Annotated in this window: 21 protein-coding genes; 17 read left to right on the top strand and 4 right to left on the bottom strand. The window is 61.1% G+C overall.

The annotated features are described in order from the left end of the window. Positions 1-93 precede the first annotated feature (93 nt). The 3 genes from FP026_RS17625 to hemC form a co-directional block, all read right to left on the bottom strand. A complete protein-coding gene (locus FP026_RS17625; RefSeq protein WP_149635924.1) occupies positions 94-1,359 on the bottom strand; it encodes a COG4223 family protein in 1,266 nt (421 codons plus the stop codon). 80 nt (positions 1,360-1,439) lie between these two features. Next, a complete protein-coding gene (locus tag FP026_RS17620) occupies positions 1,440-2,168 on the bottom strand; it encodes a uroporphyrinogen-III synthase (protein WP_149635923.1) in 729 nt (242 codons plus the stop codon). Between the two features lie 6 nt (positions 2,169-2,174). Next, positions 2,175-3,104 (bottom strand): hydroxymethylbilane synthase, encoded by a 930-nt coding sequence (hemC, locus tag FP026_RS17615; RefSeq protein WP_149635922.1) that lies wholly within the window; start codon positions 3,102-3,104, stop codon positions 2,175-2,177. Positions 3,105-3,188: 84 nt separating this feature from the next. Between hemC and tsaD the strand changes: the two genes are divergently transcribed. From tsaD to FP026_RS17580, 7 genes are all read left to right on the top strand, one after another. Further along, entirely contained in the window at positions 3,189-4,286 is a 1,098-nt protein-coding gene (gene tsaD / locus FP026_RS17610; RefSeq protein ID WP_149635921.1) for a tRNA (adenosine(37)-N6)-threonylcarbamoyltransferase complex transferase subunit TsaD, read from the top strand. Then, positions 4,283-5,272: an NAD(P)H-dependent glycerol-3-phosphate dehydrogenase gene (locus tag FP026_RS17605; RefSeq protein ID WP_149635920.1), complete on the top strand. Its 990-nt coding sequence runs from the start codon at positions 4,283-4,285 to the stop codon at positions 5,270-5,272. The genes tsaD and FP026_RS17605 overlap by 4 nt, the downstream gene beginning before the upstream one ends. 52 nt (positions 5,273-5,324) lie before the next feature. Beyond that, positions 5,325-5,624, top strand: a complete 300-nt coding sequence (locus FP026_RS17600) for a hypothetical protein (RefSeq protein ID WP_149635919.1) — start codon at positions 5,325-5,327, stop codon at positions 5,622-5,624. Then, on the top strand, positions 5,621-6,055 hold the full coding sequence (locus FP026_RS17595) for a PIN domain-containing protein (protein ID WP_149635918.1): 435 nt from the start codon (positions 5,621-5,623) through the stop codon (positions 6,053-6,055). Before FP026_RS17600 ends, FP026_RS17595 begins: the two co-directional genes overlap by 4 nt. Positions 6,056-6,119: 64 nt before the next feature. Then, positions 6,120-6,413, top strand: coding sequence for a YciI-like protein (locus FP026_RS17590; RefSeq protein WP_149635917.1), 294 nt, complete (start codon positions 6,120-6,122; stop codon positions 6,411-6,413). Positions 6,414-6,416: 3 nt separating this feature from the next. After that, positions 6,417-6,848 carry an EVE domain-containing protein gene (locus tag FP026_RS17585; RefSeq protein WP_069613377.1) on the top strand — a complete coding sequence of 144 codons (432 nt, stop codon included), beginning with the start codon at positions 6,417-6,419 and terminating at the stop codon, positions 6,846-6,848. Between the two features lie 17 nt (positions 6,849-6,865). Beyond that, complete coding sequence (locus FP026_RS17580) at positions 6,866-7,516, top strand: class I SAM-dependent methyltransferase (protein ID WP_149635916.1); 651 nt, start codon at positions 6,866-6,868, stop codon at positions 7,514-7,516. 6 nt (positions 7,517-7,522) lie between these two features. On the opposite strand, the gene FP026_RS17575 is transcribed toward FP026_RS17580, so the two are convergent. After that, positions 7,523-7,921, bottom strand: a complete 399-nt coding sequence (locus tag FP026_RS17575; RefSeq protein ID WP_149635915.1) for a hypothetical protein — start codon at positions 7,919-7,921, stop codon at positions 7,523-7,525. Positions 7,922-8,221: 300 nt separating this feature from the next. Here FP026_RS17575 and sdhC point away from each other — a divergent pair, with 300 nt between their 5' ends. The 10 genes from sdhC (at position 8,222) to sucD (ending at position 17,578) form a co-directional block, all read left to right on the top strand. After that, positions 8,222-8,620 carry a succinate dehydrogenase, cytochrome b556 subunit gene (gene sdhC / locus FP026_RS17570; RefSeq protein ID WP_149635914.1) on the top strand — a complete coding sequence of 133 codons (399 nt, stop codon included), beginning with the start codon at positions 8,222-8,224 and terminating at the stop codon, positions 8,618-8,620. 65 nt (positions 8,621-8,685) lie between these two features. Next, positions 8,686-9,066, top strand: coding sequence for a succinate dehydrogenase, hydrophobic membrane anchor protein (gene sdhD, locus FP026_RS17565; RefSeq protein WP_149635913.1), 381 nt, complete (start codon positions 8,686-8,688; stop codon positions 9,064-9,066). Positions 9,067-9,073: 7 nt separating this feature from the next. Beyond that, the gene (sdhA, locus tag FP026_RS17560) at positions 9,074-10,930 is read left to right on the top strand and encodes a succinate dehydrogenase flavoprotein subunit (RefSeq protein WP_149635912.1); all 1,857 of its coding nucleotides are present in this window, start codon (positions 9,074-9,076) and stop codon (positions 10,928-10,930) included. 17 nt (positions 10,931-10,947) lie between these two features. Continuing rightward, positions 10,948-11,727 carry a succinate dehydrogenase iron-sulfur subunit gene (locus FP026_RS17555; RefSeq protein WP_047630647.1) on the top strand — a complete coding sequence of 260 codons (780 nt, stop codon included), beginning with the start codon at positions 10,948-10,950 and terminating at the stop codon, positions 11,725-11,727. Between the two features lie 324 nt (positions 11,728-12,051). After that, positions 12,052-12,576, top strand: a complete 525-nt coding sequence (locus tag FP026_RS17550; RefSeq protein WP_149635911.1) for a protease inhibitor Inh/omp19 family protein — start codon at positions 12,052-12,054, stop codon at positions 12,574-12,576. A 62-nt stretch (positions 12,577-12,638) separates the two neighbouring features. Next, positions 12,639-13,802: a cell division protein ZapE gene (zapE, locus tag FP026_RS17545; protein WP_149635910.1), complete on the top strand. Its 1,164-nt coding sequence runs from the start codon at positions 12,639-12,641 to the stop codon at positions 13,800-13,802. A gap of 180 nt (positions 13,803-13,982) precedes the next feature. Beyond that, positions 13,983-14,945 carry a malate dehydrogenase gene (gene mdh / locus FP026_RS17540; RefSeq protein ID WP_149635909.1) on the top strand — a complete coding sequence of 321 codons (963 nt, stop codon included), beginning with the start codon at positions 13,983-13,985 and terminating at the stop codon, positions 14,943-14,945. Between the two features lie 27 nt (positions 14,946-14,972). Next, positions 14,973-16,166 carry an ADP-forming succinate--CoA ligase subunit beta gene (sucC, locus tag FP026_RS17535; protein WP_149635908.1) on the top strand — a complete coding sequence of 398 codons (1,194 nt, stop codon included), beginning with the start codon at positions 14,973-14,975 and terminating at the stop codon, positions 16,164-16,166. A 5-nt stretch (positions 16,167-16,171) separates the two neighbouring features. Continuing rightward, positions 16,172-16,663, top strand: coding sequence for a DUF1579 family protein (locus FP026_RS17530; RefSeq protein WP_149635907.1), 492 nt, complete (start codon positions 16,172-16,174; stop codon positions 16,661-16,663). 12 nt (positions 16,664-16,675) lie between these two features. After that, positions 16,676-17,578 carry a succinate--CoA ligase subunit alpha gene (gene sucD / locus FP026_RS17525; RefSeq protein WP_120665619.1) on the top strand — a complete coding sequence of 301 codons (903 nt, stop codon included), beginning with the start codon at positions 16,676-16,678 and terminating at the stop codon, positions 17,576-17,578. The last annotated feature ends 75 nt before the right edge of the window (positions 17,579-17,653 follow it).

Raw genomic sequence — 17,653 nt, 5'->3', positions numbered from 1 at the left:
ATCGAAACGATCTAAAATCTGAATCCGCTCTAAAATCAAATAGGTAGAGCATGATGTCGTTCGAAATCCCCTAACACTTTTCAGCATCATGCTCTAATTCTGTTTCCCGGTATTGGCGATTGCCTTCGACAGGGCGTCGCTCACCAGATCCTCGACTCGGATGCGGGCCTCCAGCGATTGCTTGAAGGCGGCCGAAGCCGATTTGGCGGCATCGGGCAGGCTGTTCCACTCGGTCACCGCGCCCGGCAGATCACCGTTCCTAACCTTGTCCTCGAAGCGGGCGGCGATGGCATCGATGCTGTCGCCGGGCACGTTGCCGACGGGTCGGACCTGCACCAGCGACTTGGCGCCCGACATCAGGCGGCTGCTCCAGCTCTGGTTCGGATCGTCGGTCTGTGCCGTTGCGACGATTGCGGTTGCAACATCGGAGACCTGACGGATCAGGTCGGCGCGGGAGGGAACGCCGGTCTGGGCGAAGTTCTTGAGATCGGCAACGGCTGGATCGTCCGGCGCGACATTGGCGAAGGTGTCAAGCTCAGGCTGGAAGGGGCCGCCGCGGTCGATCGCCGCCTTCAAGGCAGCTGCGGCAATGGCGCGGGCAACGGCGCTTTCCTGGCTCGGTCCGCTCAGTTTCTTTTCGGCGTCGTCGAGACGCTTGCTGACTTCGGCATCGGAAGTAGCCTGGCTCTGGGTCGCCTTGCTGAGATCCGCCTTCAGCTGCTCGACTTCGCCGGTCAGCGAGGCGATATTCTGATCGAATGCCGTGCTTGCAGCCTCGCCCGATCCGCCCGCAGGCGTGCCGTTGGCCGCGCGCGTCTCAAGCGCTGCGACGCGGGCCGCAAGCGCCTCGTCGGGTTTGGCCGCCGGCGCGGCGGCGAGATTGGCGATGCTCTGCTTGAGCCCGTCGATCTCGGCATTCAATGCGGCTATATCGGCGGAATTGTCTTTGGCGGCGCGGCCGCCAGGCAGAAGACCGGCATATTGCAATGCGCCGGCGCAGACGAGGGCGATCAAGCCGCCGACAATGCCGGCCGCGATGAGGCCCGAGGTCGAGCCTTCGCGCGGCGGCTGCTGTGGCTGCCCAGCATGAGGAAGCTCAGGCTCTGCCTGCTGTGTCGTGGTTTGCCGTTCTTCCGGGGTAGAAGCGAAGACCGACTCCTGCGGTTCCTCGGGAAGCGGCTCCTTGTCCGTTTCGAGCGGCATTTCCACTTCATTGGCGGAGGAGGAGCCAAGTTCATCATGACTGCGCTCCGTCACGTCTTCGGGAGCTGCGTCCTGCGCTGTTTTTTCGGCTTCCAGGTCGATCGTGACCGGTTCGTCGTTGGGCTTCGAATGGTTAGGCGGTTTTCGCGATACCATGAGGTCCTCTTTATCATGCGCTGCAACGAAGTTAGACAGACAAGACGATTATGGAAAGGCCTTAGATCAAAATTGCGGCGTTACGCCTGGATCAGGAGCGACAGAAGCCGGTCTTCGTTCGGCATGTCGGCGATGTCGGTCTGGGAATGCATCCGCGCCGGAACAGCTTCGGCGATCGCCTCGCTCAGGCAGAGGAATCGCGTTTCGGCGAAGGCTTCGGGATTTTCCTGGACGAAGGGTAGGCCGAAAAAGCGCTGCGCCGTTTGATGGGAGTAAAGCAGCACGGCATCCGCCCGGGCGCCTGTGAAAAGCCGGCGAAGAACGGCATTGTCGGGAACAATATCCCGCATCCGATAGCATTCCAGGGTGACGAACGGCAGACGCAGCTCCGTCAATCCGGCTTCGAATCCGGCGGCACGCGGAAAGCCGGCGAGATAGAGGAGAGGGCCACTATTCAGATCGGTCGGATGGCTTGATATCAAGGTGGCAAGCTCGGTGCCACCACCTTCGGATATGCTGATACTGCTGAATCCGAGATCAGCCGCCTCCTTGGCTGTCGCCTTTCCTACAGTAAAGAGGTGGCGACCTAAATGCGGCGCCAGGTCCGCATCTAATGTTGCAAGCGCTCGGATTGCTTCGGCACTGGTGACGGCGATGGCGCCCTGCGTACTCCGAAGCGCACGCCCTGCTTCTGCGACATGATGCACGGGTTCCGCGAGCGGCAGCAGGAAGGCCTCGTGTCCCATCTGCGCCAGCCGCCGCATGGTGCGTTCACCCGAATGCTGGGGGCGGGTGACGACGACGCGCATCTTTCGTCAGGTCCAGTCTTCGAAGAAGGTGCTGCCGGCCTCGGCGCGAATCGCCTGGCCGGCATTGATGCCGAGTGCCTCGGCATCGCGCCGGTGGCCCTCGATGGTGGTCGTATGCACCTGCTTGCCGTCCGGAGTGAGGATCATGCCGAAGAAGCGCAGATGGTCGCCTTCGCAGATTGCGTAGCCGGCTATCGGCGTACGGCAGGAGCCGTCGAGCGCGGCCAGGAAGGCGCGCTCGCAGGATACCGCGTCGAAGGTTGGTCCGTCATTGACGGCGGCAAGCAGGTCGTTCATCCTGATATCGTCGATCCGGCTCTCGATGGCGATTGCGCCTTGTGCGGGTGCCGGCGGGAATTCGTCCGGATCGAGAATATCAGTGATGACCTCGACCATGCCGAGCCGCTTCAGGCCGGCGAGCGCCAGCAAGGTCGCGTCGGCCTGTCCTTCTTCCAGCTTGCGGAGCCGGGTCTGGACCGAGCCGCGAAAGGTGATGACATTGATATCGGGGCGCAGGCGGCGGATCAGCGCCTGGCGGCGCAGCGACGCCGAGCCGACGGTTGCGCCGTGCGGCAGCTCGATCAATTTCGGCGCGGTGCGGCCGATGACGGAATCGCGGATGTCCTCGCGCGGCAGATAAGCGGTGAGCGCCAGTCCCTGCGGCAGCTTCGTCGCCATATCCTTGGCCGAGTGCACGGCGAAGTCGAGATCGCCCGAGGTCAGCTTCTCTTCCAGCTCTTCCGTGAACAGACCCTTGCCGCCGATTGCCGCCAGAGAGCGGTCGGTGATGCGGTCGCCCTTGGTAGTGAGAACGACGATTTCGAACATCTCCTCCGGAAGGCCGTGGGCCGCCATCAGGCGGTCGCGCGCTTCTCGCGCCTGGGCGAGCGCCAGTGGGCTGCCGCGCGTGCCGATCCGGAAAGGTTTTGTTTGCATCCGCTTTGATCCGTTGTTACCGACAGTTCCCGTAACCATATTTCCGCTTTACCGCAATCGACCTGTAGGCAACGAACTTTCTCCATGGCATCCGTTCTTCGCATTCTCGGTATCGAAACAAGCTGCGACGAAACCGCTGCGGCCATTGTCGAGCGACGGGATGACGGCACGCCGACGGTCTGTTCCGATGTCGTTCTCAGCCAGCTGGACGAGCATAGCGCCTATGGCGGCGTCGTGCCGGAAATCGCTGCGCGGGCGCATGTCGAGGCGCTGGATACGCTGATCGACGAGGCATTGAAACGCGCCAATGTGTCGCTCTCAGACGTCGATGCCATTGCCGCCACATCCGGCCCGGGCCTTATCGGCGGCCTGCTCGTCGGGCTGATGACCGGCAAGGCGATTTCGCGCGCCACCGGCAAGCCATTATACGCCATCAACCATCTGGAAGGCCATGCCCTGACGGCGCGGCTGACGGACGGACTTGCATTTCCCTACCTCATGCTGCTCGTCTCCGGCGGCCATACGCAGCTGATCCTGGTGCGCGGTGTCGGCGAATACGAGCGCTGGGGCACGACGATCGACGATGCGCTCGGCGAAGCTTTCGACAAGACGGCGAAGCTGTTGGGATTGCCCTATCCCGGCGGCCCGGCAGTGGAAGCTGCCGCGAAAAACGGCAATCCGGACCGGTTCGATCTGCCGCGGCCGCTGGTCGGCGAGACGCGCCTCGATTTTTCCTTTTCTGGCCTGAAGACGGCGGTGCGGCAAGCCGCGACGGCGATCGCGCCCGTCACGGAGCAGGATATCGCCGATATCTGCGCCTCATTCCAAAAGGCGATTTCGCGCACGCTGAAGGATCGGATCGGCCGCGGCCTGCAGCGCTTCAAGACGGAATTTCCGAAGACTGAGGAAAGGCCGTCACTGGTGGTGGCGGGCGGTGTCGCCGCCAATCTCGAGCTGCGCCGCACGCTGCAGGAACTTTGCGATGCCAACGGTTTCCGCTTCATCGCGCCGCCATTGAGATTGTGTACGGACAATGCGGTCATGATCGCCTGGGCGGGACTGGAGCGCATGGCAACTGGGGCGGCGCCTGACGACCTCGATGTGCAGCCGCGCTCGCGCTGGCCGCTGGATCAGAAGGCGGAAACCCTGCTCGGACACGGCAAACGAGGAGCAAAGGCATGAGTGGCAACGAGCAGATCGCAGTCATCGGCGCCGGCGCTTTCGGCACGGCGCTCGCAGCCGTCATCGCATTGACCGGCCGCAGCGACGTCACCCTCGTCGGGCGGAAAGCCGGGTTGATGGCGGATCTTGCCGCCGATCGCATGCATGATGCCGTGCTGCCCGGGATCGAGCTGCCGGATTCGCTACGGTTTTCGGCCGAGGCGGATGCCGTTTCCAACGCCGGCATCGTTCTCTTCGCCATGCCCTCGCAGGCACAGGCCGATGCTGCCCGCCATTATGGGCCTTATCTCGCCAAGGATGCCGTCGTCGTCACCTGTGCCAAGGGTATCGACAAGGTTTCCGGCGATCTCCTGACCGACATGCTGGAGCGTGAGCTGCCGGAGCATGCCATCGCCGTTCTCTCCGGGCCGGGCTTTGCCTCCGATATCGCCAACGGGCTGCCGACAGCCATGGCGATCGCCGCCGCCGACATGACTGTCGCCGAAAGGCTTGCGCAGGCGATTTCCGGCCCGACCTTCCGTCTCTATGCGTCGGATGACCGCATCGGCGTGCAGCTCGGTGGTGCCTTGAAGAATGTTCTCGCGATTGCCTGCGGCATCGTCGAGGGACGGGGCATCGGCGATTCTGCGCGTGCCGCGCTGATCAGCCGCGGCCTTGCCGAGATGTCGCGCTTCGTCGCGGCCAAGGGCGGCAAGGCTGAAACCGTGCGCGGGCTTTCCGGCCTCGGCGACCTCGTGCTGACGGCCACCAGCCATCAATCCCGTAACCTGCGATTCGGTATCGCGCTGGGTGAAGGCAAGGCTGCCGATCCGACGCATGGCGCGCTGGTCGAAGGCGCCTATGCCGCTTCCGTCGCCGCGCGGCTCGCCGACGAACTCGGCATCGACATGCCGATCACCGACGCGGTTTCCGCCATCATCGACGGCAAGCTCGACATAACGACCGCGATTGGGCAATTGATGACGCGGCCGATCACCACGGAATAACTTGAATAGTGGTGCTGCTCTGGATATATTACTGGATATACAGGAGGCAATGATGAGCAGTTCGCAAAAGCGCGCAGTCGAGAACTACCGCACCCGCCTCGGCGAGCGCGGTCTGGCGCGATTCGAGGTGCTGGGGCTCGATGAGGATAAGGCGCTCCTTCGATCGCTGGCACGGCATTTGGCAGAGGATGGTGCCGAAGCGGCCCGTATTCGTGATGTCGTTACTAAGACGATCTCGAAAGAGCCTTCAAAAAAGGGCGGCGTCATTGCCGCGCTCAGAAGTTTTCCTCTCGAAGATGCTGAACTGGATCTCGAACGGCTGCGGACCGAGCCGCGCGAGATCGATCTGTGACGCGCTACTTGCTGGATACCAACATTGTTAGCAATGCGATCAAACCGGAGCCTTCGAAGGCGCTTCTGGTATGGTATGCGGAGCAAGCGGATGATGATTTATTTGTTCCATCTCTCGTGGTGGCCGAGATTCGACGCGGTATTTTGATCATGCCGGTGGGTCGCAGGCGTAGTTTGCTGGAAGCATGGTTTTCAAGCTCTGCAGGGCCGCAGGCAGTATTTTCCGGGCGAATCCTTCCTTTTGACGAGCGCGCTGGATTGATCTGGGCACAACTCATGGCCGAAGGGCGGTCGATTGGGCGCCCAAGAAACGCCTTTGATATGATTATTGCCTCTATAGCGGTCGTGAATGACTGTGTTTTGGCCACGGACAACGAAAAAGACTTTTGGGGTCTGGATATCATCAACCCTCTTCGCGCAGAAACGAGATGACGTCCCGCAAGTAAGGCCTTATCCATCGCCATCAATATTTCGACTTTCTTGGGAGAATTAAACCATGCTTTTCGCCTTTGTCTGCAAGGACAAGCCCGGTCATCTGAATGTTCGCATGGAGACGCGCCCTGCGCATCTGGAGCATCTGAACAAGCTCAATGTCGAAGGAACGCTGAAGATGGCAGGTCCGTTCATGGACGCCGAAGGTAAGCCGAACGGCAGCCTCGTGGTCGTCGATGCCGAGAACATCGAGGTGGCCAAGACGATTGCCGATGCCGATCCCTACACGAAGGCCGGCTTGTTCGAGAGCGTCGAGATCAAGCCGTTCAATTGGGTCTTCAACAATCCGGAGGCATGAGAGATGGCGCACTGGCTTTATAAATCCGAGCCGTCCTCCTGGTCCTGGCAGCAGCAGAAGGATGCCGGCGCAAAAGGCACCGAGTGGACCGGCGTGCGCAACTATCTCGCCCGCAACAACATGCGGGCCATGCAGATCGGCGACAAGGGTTTCTTCTATCACTCCAATGACGGGCTGGAGGTCGTCGGCATTGTCGAGGTCTGCGCGCTGGCGCATCCGGATTCGACCGCCAAGGACGATCCGCGCTGGGAATGCGTCGACATCCGCGCCGTGCGTGACATGCCAAATCCGGTGACCCTCAAGGATATCAAGGCCAATCCGAAGCTTTCGCAGATGGCGCTCGTCACCTCCATGCGGCTTTCCGTGCAGCCGGTGACGGATGAGGAATGGCTCGAAGTCTGCCGCATGGGCGGTTTGGACAATCCACCGGTCTGATCCGGCTAAAGGACCTCGTGAAAACCGATCCTGAGAGTTTCATCCGCAACAATACCAGTCTGATGGCCCCGCCGCATGTACCGGAAATCCGCCTGCATCTTGCAAGCGAAGCGCATGAACTGTGGCTAAGGACGGAGGACGAGCTGGAAGAGATCGGCCTGCCGCCGCCGTTCTGGGCCTTCGCCTGGGCCGGCGGCCAGGGCCTGGCGCGCTATATTCTCGACCATCCGGAAACCGTGACCGGCAAAACCGTGCTGGATTTTGCCAGCGGTTCCGGGCTTGTCGCTATTGCGGCCAAGCGCGCGGGCGCAAGCCATGTATTGGCCGTCGATATTGATCCCTGGGCGGGTACGGCGATCCGGCTCAATGCCGTTGAAAACGGCGTCACCATCGATTTCTCCGGCGATGACATTATCGACCGCACTGTGGATGCGGACGTCATCCTTGCCGGCGACGTCTTCTACGATCGCGATTTTGCTGCGAGCCTCGTTCCCTGGCTACGGCAACTGGTCGGTGAGGGGAGGCTGGTTCTGGTCGGAGATCCCGGCAGGGCCTATCTTCCGAAGGACCGCCTGGAGGCGCGGGCAATCTATCAAGTGCCCGTCACGCGCGCGCTCGAGGATAGCGAAGTCAAGAAAACGACGGTTTGGCGATTTCTTGCCGGTTAAAGACCGTCAGTGCCGGATAACGCAGACGCCCGCTTCGTATGAGCAGGGGTTGTCGGCATAGCGGACATCGATGACTTTCGCCTTCGGCTTCAGCTGGGCCGTGGCGGGGCGGGCATAGGGATTATAGCCGCCATAGCCCAGCACATAGGTTCCTCCATTGGCCTGGTAGACATCCGCCGTGCCGGCATAGGTGCCGGCGCTTGCCGCTTCATGCCGTTCCATGAAAATGATTCTGTCCGGCTGCTGCTGCCCGGTACGCTGCGGGGTCGAAATCTGGTTCAGGCGCACGATGCCGGAATGGTTGCGGTGATGCCACTGGCGGTAGTCGCCCGCCGAGGCCGGCGCGAAGGAAAGAGTGGCTGCCGCTAAAACGAGCACTGCTGCCTTGAAAAGATGCGGCTTCATGATCGCTCCGCTTCGGTCGGTTAATGAAAACTTAACGACAGATTGCGCCAAGATCGCAGCGAAGTCCACGCAAGGGTTGATGAAATGGTAAATGCCCGGATTGGAAAGCTCGTCTCTGCATACTCGCTAAAGTGCAGAGCGATCCGAATCGATTAAATTCGAAGCAGGCATCAATTGTGCTTGTCGATAGGCGTCTGGGTGATTAATGGTCGCAATGATGCAACGCACACTGCATGTCCCTGTGCGCGCGTTGCCCCGGATCACCGGGTTCTAAGCGTATCGTAACGCCGCGAGGTTCTGATGGCGAACGTCACACAAAACCGGCCTCTGTCGCCGCATCTGCAAATCTACAAACCCATCCCCACCATGGTCATGTCGATCGTCCACCGCATCACCGGTGGCGCGCTCTACTTCGGCACGCTGCTGGTCGCCTGGTGGCTGATCGCCGCGGCGACGGGCCAGGGCTATTTCGAGCTGGTCAACTGGATCATGGGCACGATCATCGGCCGCATCATCCTGCTCGGCTACACCTGGGCGCTGCTGCACCATATGATCGGCGGCCTGCGCCATTTCGTCTGGGACCTCGGGTACGGTTTCGATCCCGCCGTCTCGACGAAGATGGCCAAGGCCACGCTCATCGCTTCGATCTGTCTGACCGCGCTGGTCTGGATCATCGGCACCGTCATACGGCTGGGTTGATTGGCATGATCGTTCCCGGAAGCGCTTAGGCGCCTTTCGGGGTCATGCTTTAAAGGATATTTCTCATGGATATGCGCACTCCTCTGGGCAAAGTCCGCGGTCTCGGTTCCGCCAAGGAAGGCACCGATCATTTCTGGCGCCAGCGCCTGACCGCCGTTGCCAACGTTCCGCTCTTTCTCTTCTTCGTCATCTTCTTGATGATCTATGCCGGCGCGCCCTACGCCGAAGTCGTGCATGCGATCTCGAACCCGCTCGTCGCCGTCATCTTCGGCCTGATGGTGATCTCCGCCATCATCCATATGAAGATCGGCATGCAGGTCATCATCGAGGACTATGTCCACGGCGAATTCGGCAAGATCGTCCTTCTCATGCTCAACACGTTCTTCGCGGTCGTGGTGGCGGGGCTCTGTCTTTTCGCCATTCTGAAGATCGCGTTCGTAGGATAATTGCATCATGGCACCGAACTCTTCTGCTCAGAATGGACCCGCTCAGAACGGGAAAGCCTATAAGTATATCGACCACTCCTATGACGTGATCGTCGTCGGGGCCGGCGGCGCGGGTCTGCGCGCCACGCTCGGCATGGCCGAACAGGGCTTCCGCACCGCCTGCATCACCAAGGTCTTCCCCACCCGTTCGCACACCGTCGCAGCCCAGGGCGGCATTGCCGCCTCGCTGCAGAACATGACGCCGGACAGCTGGCAGTGGCATCTCTACGATACCGTCAAGGGCTCCGACTGGCTCGGCGACGTCGATGCCATGCAGTATATGGTCATGGAAGCGCCGAAGGCCGTTTACGAGCTCGAGCACTACGGCGTGCCCTTCTCGCGTAACGAAGAGGGCAAGATCTATCAGCGCCCGTTCGGCGGCCATATGCAGAATTTCGGCGAGGGACCGCCGGTACAGCGCACCTGCGCTGCCGCCGACCGTACCGGCCATGCCATCCTGCACACGCTCTATGGCCAATCGCTGCGCAACAACGCCGAATTCTTCATCGAATATTTCGCGCTCGACCTCATCATGTCCGATGATGGCAGCCGCTGCACTGGTGTCGTTGCCTGGTGCCTCGACGACGGCACGATCCATCGCTTCGCCGCCAAGATGGTGGTGCTGGCGACCGGCGGCTATGGCCGCGCCTATTTCTCGGCGACCTCGGCTCATACCTGCACCGGCGACGGCGGCGGCATGGTGGCCCGTGCAGGCCTGCCGTTGCAGGACATGGAGTTCGTGCAGTTCCATCCGACCGGCATCTACGGTTCGGGGTGTCTCATCACCGAAGGCGCGCGCGGGGAAGGCGGCTATCTCGTCAATTCCGAGGGCGAGCGCTTCATGGAGCGCTATGCGCCTTCGGCGAAGGACCTTGCCTCGCGTGACGTCGTTTCGCGCTGCATGACGCTGGAAATCCGCGAGGGACGCGGCGTCGGCAAGAACAAGGACCACATCTTCCTGCATCTCGATCATCTCGATCCGGCCGTGCTGCACGAGCGCCTTCCCGGCATTTCCGAGAGCGCCCGCATTTTCGCCGGCGTCGACGTGACCCGCGATCCGATCCCCGTGCTTCCGACCGTTCACTACAATATGGGCGGCATTCCCACGAACTACTGGGGCGAAGTGCTCAACGCCGACAGCAACAATCCCGAGCGCGTGCTGCCGGGCCTGATGGCCGTCGGCGAAGCCGGCTGCGCATCGGTGCATGGCGCCAATCGCCTCGGTTCCAACTCGCTGATCGACCTTGTGGTCTTCGGCCGTGCCGCCGCCATCCGCGCCGGCCAGGTCATCGACCGCAACAGCCCGGTTCCACCGGTCAATGTCGCTGCCTGCGACAAGATCATGGAACGCTTCGACCGCCTGCGCCACGCCAGCGGCTCGACGCCGACGGCAGCACTGCGCGAGAAGATGCAGCGCGCCATGCAGGAAGACGCGGCCGTGTTCCGCACCCAGGAATCGCTGGAATCCGGCTGCCGCCGCCTTTCGGAAATCTGGAAGGAAATGCCCGACATCAAGGTCACCGACCGCTCGCTGATCTGGAATTCCGACCTCGTCGAAACGCTGGAACTGCACAATCTGATGGCCAACGCCATCACGACGATCTATGGCGCCGAGGCCCGCAAGGAAAGCCGCGGCTCGCACGCCCGCGAGGACTATACCGAGGGCAAGTTCGCCGGCCGTAACGACGAAATCTGGCGCAAGCATACGCTTGCCTGGGTCAACGAGGCAGGCGACGTGAAGCTGGACTACCGTCCCGTTCACACCGACCTGATCGCCGAAGGCATCGATCCGCACAAGATCGAGCCGAAGGCACGCGTGTACTGATCTGAGAGGAACTGACCATGGTTGAACTCGCTCTCCCCAAGAACTCTCAGATGCGCGAAGGCAAGGTCTGGCCGAAGCCGGTCGGCGCCAAGAATACGCGCGAATTCCGCGTCTATCGCTGGAGCCCGGATGACGGCCAGAACCCGAGCATCGATACTTACTATATTGATATCGACGATTGCGGCCCGATGGTGCTCGACGGCCTGCTCTATATCAAGAACAAGATCGATCCGACGCTGACGCTGCGCCGCTCCTGCCGCGAAGGCATTTGCGGCTCCTGCGCCATGAATATCGACGGCACCAACACGCTCGCCTGCACCAAGGGGCTGGACGAGATCAAGGGCACGGTAAAGATCTATCCGCTGCCGCATATGCCCGTCGTCAAGGACCTCGTGCCGGATCTGACGAATTTCTACGCCCAGCACCGCTCGATCGAGCCCTGGCTGAAGACGGTATCGCCGCCGCCGGCCAAGGAATGGAAGCAGAGCCATGAGGACCGCCTGAAGCTCGACGGTCTCTACGAATGCATCCTGTGCGCCTGCTGCTCGACCTCCTGTCCGAGCTATTGGTGGAACGGCGACCGCTATCTCGGTCCGGCCGTCCTGCTGCAGGCCTATCGTTGGCTCATCGACTCCAGAGACGAAGCCAAGGGTGAACGCCTCGACAACCTCGAAGATCCCTTCCGCCTCTATCGCTGCCACACGATCATGAACTGCGCCCAGACCTGCCCGAAGGGTCTGAACCCGGCCAAGGCGATCGCCGAAATCAAAAAGATGATGGTCGAGCGGCGGGTCTGACCTGCCGTTTCCGTCCATTTGACCGCGAACGAGGAGAGAATGCTTCGGCAGATTTGCCGAAGCGCCCGCGTGGCCCTCCAGGCGAGATGAGATATCGTCCCGTCTCGGATGGGATCGGCGAGGATGCCGAAATTTGCCACTTGCATCCATTTTGGGCGAGGCTGGCGGATTAGCCTTGAAACCACCCGATTCTTGCCCAGCTATCGCCTACGGCAATTTGTAGCGGTATCGACTTGATTAACCAAAGTGAAATACGATAATTCGGACATCATTAAACATGACTTCGCAGATGTCAGCGGTGGACAATCAACTAGGAGTGTGATGATGCAGTTTAGATATGCAGTGACGGCTGCGGCGATTGGCCTGTCGCTTGCCGGTTGCCAGCGCACGGCATACAACAATGACAGTTATTCTGCCCCGCCACTGCAGGCCCAGCCGGTTCCTTCCGTACAATCCAGCCAGCTTCCGCCCGCAGGCGCCGGCAACGGTTCGCAATTCCCGGCTGCTCCGACGAGCGTGCCGAATGCGGCCAATCCGCAGCAACAGCAGGCAATGGCGGCTTCCGCCATGGATGTCACGAAGGAATCGATGGTCGGTAGCTGGAAGGTCAGCAATGGCGGATCGAGCTGCGACATGTTCCTGACGCTGACGAACCTCGGCGGCGGCTCGCGCGGCGGTACGCGTGGTTGCGCGGGCGAACTGACCGCGATGGGTTCATGGGAAGTTTCCGGCAAGCAGGTTCTCCTGAAAAATCGTGACGGCTCGACGATCGGCACGGTCTACAAGACAGCCGATTCCCGCTTTGACGGCTCGACCGCCTCCGGCCAGCCGCTCAGCCTCAGCCGATAAGCTTATTTGAAGGGGCAGCATCCCTTGGATGCGCCCCCATTTGCACAGGCGGATATTTCCCCATGCAGCCCATGCCAGATTACTCGCTCAGCGTCTGCGAACAGCTAAAGGCGCTGACGGCGTCCGGATCCCTCCAAGTGGATTCGGCGCAGATGGATGTGGCGAAAATGCTGGACCGCGTGCTTGCCGATCTCAAGCGGAAGCGGCCCGCGGCCAAATCCAGCGCGCTCGGCTGGATGTTTGCTGCGCGCAAGAAGTCCGCCGAGACGATCAAGGGCCTCTATATTCACGGCAGCGTCGGGCGCGGCAAGACCATGTTGATGGACATGTTCTTCTCCATGGCGCCCTGCCAGAAGAAGCGCCGGGCGCATTTTTTCGAATTCATGACCGATGTGCACAACCGCATCGCGGCACAGCGGCTGAAATTCAAGAACGGCGAGACGAAGCAGACCGATCCCATCCCGCCCGTTGCCGCCGATCTTTATGCCGAAGCCGAACTGCTTTGCTTCGACGAATTCACGGTCACTGACATTGCCGATGCGATGATCCTGTCGCGGCTGTTTTCCGAGCTGTTTTCGCTCGGCTGCGTGCTGATCGCGACCTCGAATGTCGAGCCGGACAATCTCTATCGCGACGGGCTCAATCGCGGCCTCTTCCTGCCCTTCATCGATCTGTTGAAGAAGCATGTCGATATCGCGACGCTGGATTCGCCGACCGATTACCGCATGGAGAAGCTGAACAGCCAGCCCGTCTATCTCACCCCGCTCGACCAGCGTGCCGAGATGGCGATGGATGCCTCCTGGATGCAGGCATTGCACGGGCGCAAGGCGCAGCCGATGGAAATCCCGATGAAGGGGCGCTCCATTCAGGTGCCTCTGGCCGTCGACCGCATGGCGCGCTTTTCATTCGCCGATCTCTGCGACGCGCCGCTCGGGCCTGCCGATTTTCTCGCCATAGCTGAACGCTTCGATACGATCTTCCTCGATCGCGTACCGAAGCTTGGGCCGGATAAGCGCAATCAGACCAAACGTTTCATTATTCTCGTCGACACGCTTTACGATCATAATATCCGCCTTTACGTCTCCGCGGCGGCCATGCCGGAGGAACTGCTGGAAGAGCGGCGGGGCACGGAAGGCTTCGAATTCGACCGCACGGCATCGCGGCTTTTCGAAATGCGCAGCGCAGAATATCTGGCCCAGACTCCGGCCAGGCGTGCCGCCGAGTAACAATTCGGTGACAGAATATCTTACGTTTACGTAAGACATTTTCGATCTAACCGATTGAAATTCCTGATCTCAAAATAATCAATTGCCAATTTCACCCTTTGGGTCTATGCGATTGGCGGCTATTGTGGATGCCTTTCACGGTGTCCCGCCACGGATTTTGATCGCAAAGGATACACCGAAATGGCGCGCAACAAGATCGCACTTATTGGTTCTGGCATGATTGGTGGCACGCTGGCGCATCTCGCCGGCCTGAAGGAACTGGGCGACATCGTCCTGTTCGACATCGCGGACGGCATTCCTCAGGGCAAGGGTCTCGACATCGCACAGTCTTCGCCCGTCGAAGGCTTCGACGCCAATCTCACCGGCGCCAGCGACTATTCCGCGATCGAAGGCGCCGACGTCTGCATCGTCACCGCCGGCGTTCCCCGCAAGCCGGGCATGAGCCGCGACGATCTTCTCGGCATCAATCTCAAGGTCATGGAGCAGGTCGGCGCCGGCATCAAGAAATATGCCCCGAACGCTTTCGTGATCTGCATCACCAACCCGCTCGACGCCATGGTCTGGGCCCTGCAGAAGTTCTCGGGCCTGCCGGCCAACAAGGTCGTCGGCATGGCCGGCGTGCTCGACTCGTCGCGCTTCCGCCTGTTCCTCGCCAAGGAATTCAACGTATCAGTCGAAGACGTCACGGCTTTCGTTCTCGGCGGTCACGGCGACTCGATGGTGCCGCTCGCTCGTTACTCGACCGTTGCCGGCATCCCGCTGACCGACCTCGTCACCATGGGCTGGCTCACCGCCGAGCGCCTCGAAGAAATCATCCAGCGCACCCGTGACGGCGGCGCCGAAATCGTCGGCCTGCTCAAGACCGGTTCCGCTTACTACGCTCCGGCTGCTTCCGCCATCGCGATGGCCGAATCCTACCTCAAGGACAAGAAGCGCGTGCTGCCTTGCGCCGCTCACCTCGATGGCCAGTATGGCGTCAAGGATATGTATGTCGGCGTTCCCACCGTCATCGGTGCCGGCGGCATCGAGCGCGTCATTGAGATCGACCTGAACAAGGCCGAAAAGGAAGCCTTCGACAAGTCGGTCGCAGCCGTTGCCGGCCTCTGCGAAGCCTGCGCCACCATCGCGCCGTCGCTGAAGTAATTTCCGCCTTCCAACAGGGATAGACCCATGAACATTCATGAATATCAGGCCAAGGCTCTGCTGAAGACCTATGGCGCACCCGTCGCGGACGGCGTTGCCATCTTCTCCGCCGACGAAGCCGCCGCAGCTGCCAAGCAGCTTCCGGGGCCGCTTTACGTCGTCAAGAGCCAGATCCACGCCGGCGGCCGCGGCAAGGGCAAGTTCAAGGAACTCGGCCCGGACGCCAAGGGTGGCGTTCGCCTCGCCAAGTCGGTTGACGACGTTGTCGCCAACGCCAAGGACATGCTCGGCAACACGCTGGTGACCAAGCAGACCGGCCCGGCCGGCAAGCAGGTCAACCGCCTCTACATCGAAGACGGCGCCGACATCGACCGCGAACTCTATCTCTCGATCCTGGTCGACCGTTCCGTCGGTCAGGTTGCTTTCGTCGTTTCGACCGAAGGCGGCATGGACATCGAGACCGTCGCGCACGACACGCCGGAAAAGATCATCACCGTCGCCATCGATCCGTCGACGGGTGTGACGGCTGCCAACACGGCTGCCCTTTCCGACGCGCTGAAGCTCGAGGGTGCTGCCCGCGAAGATGCCGCCAAGCTCTTCCCGATCCTCTACAAGGCCTTTGTCGAAAAGGACATGGCGCTCCTCGAAGTCAACCCGCTGATCGTCATGACCAACGGCCGCCTGCGCGTTCTCGACGCCAAGGTTTCCTTCGACGGCAACGCGCTCTTCCGTCATGAAGACGTCCGCGCGCTCCGCGACACGTCAGAAGAAGACGAGAAGGAAATCCAGGCGCACGAATATGATCTCGCCTATGTCGCCCTCGACGGCAACATCGGCTGTATGGTCAACGGCGCCGGTCTCGCCATGGCAACCATGGACATCATCAAGCTCTACGGTGCTGAGCCGGCGAACTTCCTTGATGTCGGCGGTGGCGCCACCAAGGAAAAGGTCACGGCCGCCTTCAAGATCATCACCGCCGATCCGGCTGTCCAGGGCATTCTGGTCAACATCTTCGGCGGCATCATGAAGTGCGACGTCATTGCCGAAGGCGTGCTTGCAGCCGTCAAGGAAGTCGGTCTGAAGGTTCCGCTCGTCGTTCGCCTCGAAGGCACCAATGTCGAGCTCGGCAAGAAGATCATCAACGAATCCGGTCTCAACGTCATCTCCGCCGATGACCTGGACGATGCCGCCCAGAAGATCGTGAAGGCAGTCAAGGGCTGATCGAGATGGCTGCTTCCTTCGTTCCAACGGCTGCTCATTTCCGCCTCGGTGCCTTTGCCGGCACCTGGGGAGGGGAAGAGCGCGTCGCGGCTTCGGCCTGGACGAAGGAAGGTACGGCAACCGCGCAGCTCACGGCCGAGTGTTTGTTCGGCGGATTTTTCGTCGAACAACGCTACGTGCAGACGCGGGACGGCAGCACATCGTTCGAAGCCCGGAACATTCTCGGCTTCGACGCTGCGGATCAGGCCTACAAGCTCTATCAGTTCGATACGGTGGGCTTTACGCCCGCCGCGCCGGCTTCCGGCGAATGGATCGACGACAAGCTTGTGCTGACCAAGGTCTCGCCGCGCGGTCAACAACGCACTCTCTTCCAGTTCGAAAATGAAGACTGCTACCGTATGGGCGTCACTTTCTCGCCCGCCGGCAGCGATACATGGCAGGAGGTCGTCAGCGGCGTCTATCGTCGCGTTGCCTCCGCGTCTTCCAACCTCTCGTAACAAAGGCCTCGCATGTCCATTCTGATTAACAAAGACACCAAGGTTCTGGTTCAGGGCCTGACCGGCAAGACCGGTACCTTCCACACCGAACAGGCGCTTGCCTATCACGGCACGAAGATGGTCGGCGGTATCCACCCCTCCAAGGGCGGTGAAACCTGGACCGGCAAGGACGGCGAAAAGCTGCCGATCTTCAAGTCCGTCGCCGAAGGCAAGGACGCGACCGGCGCCAACGCTTCGGTCATCTACGTACCGCCGGCAGGTGCCGCGGCCGCGATCCTCGAAGCGATCGAAGCCGAGATCCCGCTGATCGTCTGCATCACGGAAGGCATTCCGGTTGCCGACATGGTCAAGGTCAAGGATCGCCTTCTGAAGTCGAAGTCGCGTCTGATCGGGCCGAACTGCCCGGGCGTTCTGACTCCGAACGAATGCAAGATCGGCATCATGCCGGGCTCCATCTTCAAGAAGGGCTCCGTCGGCGTTCTCTCGCGTTCCGGCACTCTGACCTATGAAGCTGTGTTCCAGACCACCAATGAAGGCCTCGGCCAGACGACGGCTGTCGGCATCGGCGGCGACCCGGTCAAGGGCACCGAATTCATCGACATCCTGGAAATGTTCCTCGCCGACGACGAAACCAAGTCGATCATCATGATCGGCGAAATTGGCGGTTCGGCTGAAGAAGAAGCAGCGCAGTTCCTCAAGGACGAAGCCAAGAAGGGCCGCAAGAAGCCGATGGTCGGCTTCATCGCCGGCCGCACGGCACCTCCCGGCCGCACGATGGGTCATGCCGGCGCCGTCATTTCCGGCGGCAAGGGTGGCGCGGAAGACAAGATCGCAGCGATGGAGGCGGCGGGCATCCGCGTGTCGCCGTCGCCGGCGCGTCTCGGCAAGACGCTGGTGGAAGTCCTGAAGGGCTGAGCCTACCTATAGCAAGGCCGGACGGGGCGGCAGCTGTCTGTCCCGTCCGGTTCCGACATTCGCAAGTGCATACCT

The sequence above is a fragment of the Martinezella tropici genome (assembly GCF_008370325.1).
GTDB lineage: Bacteria > Pseudomonadota > Alphaproteobacteria > Rhizobiales > Rhizobiaceae > Rhizobium > Rhizobium tropici_B.
This window is presented reverse-complemented; position numbering and strand designations above follow the sequence as displayed.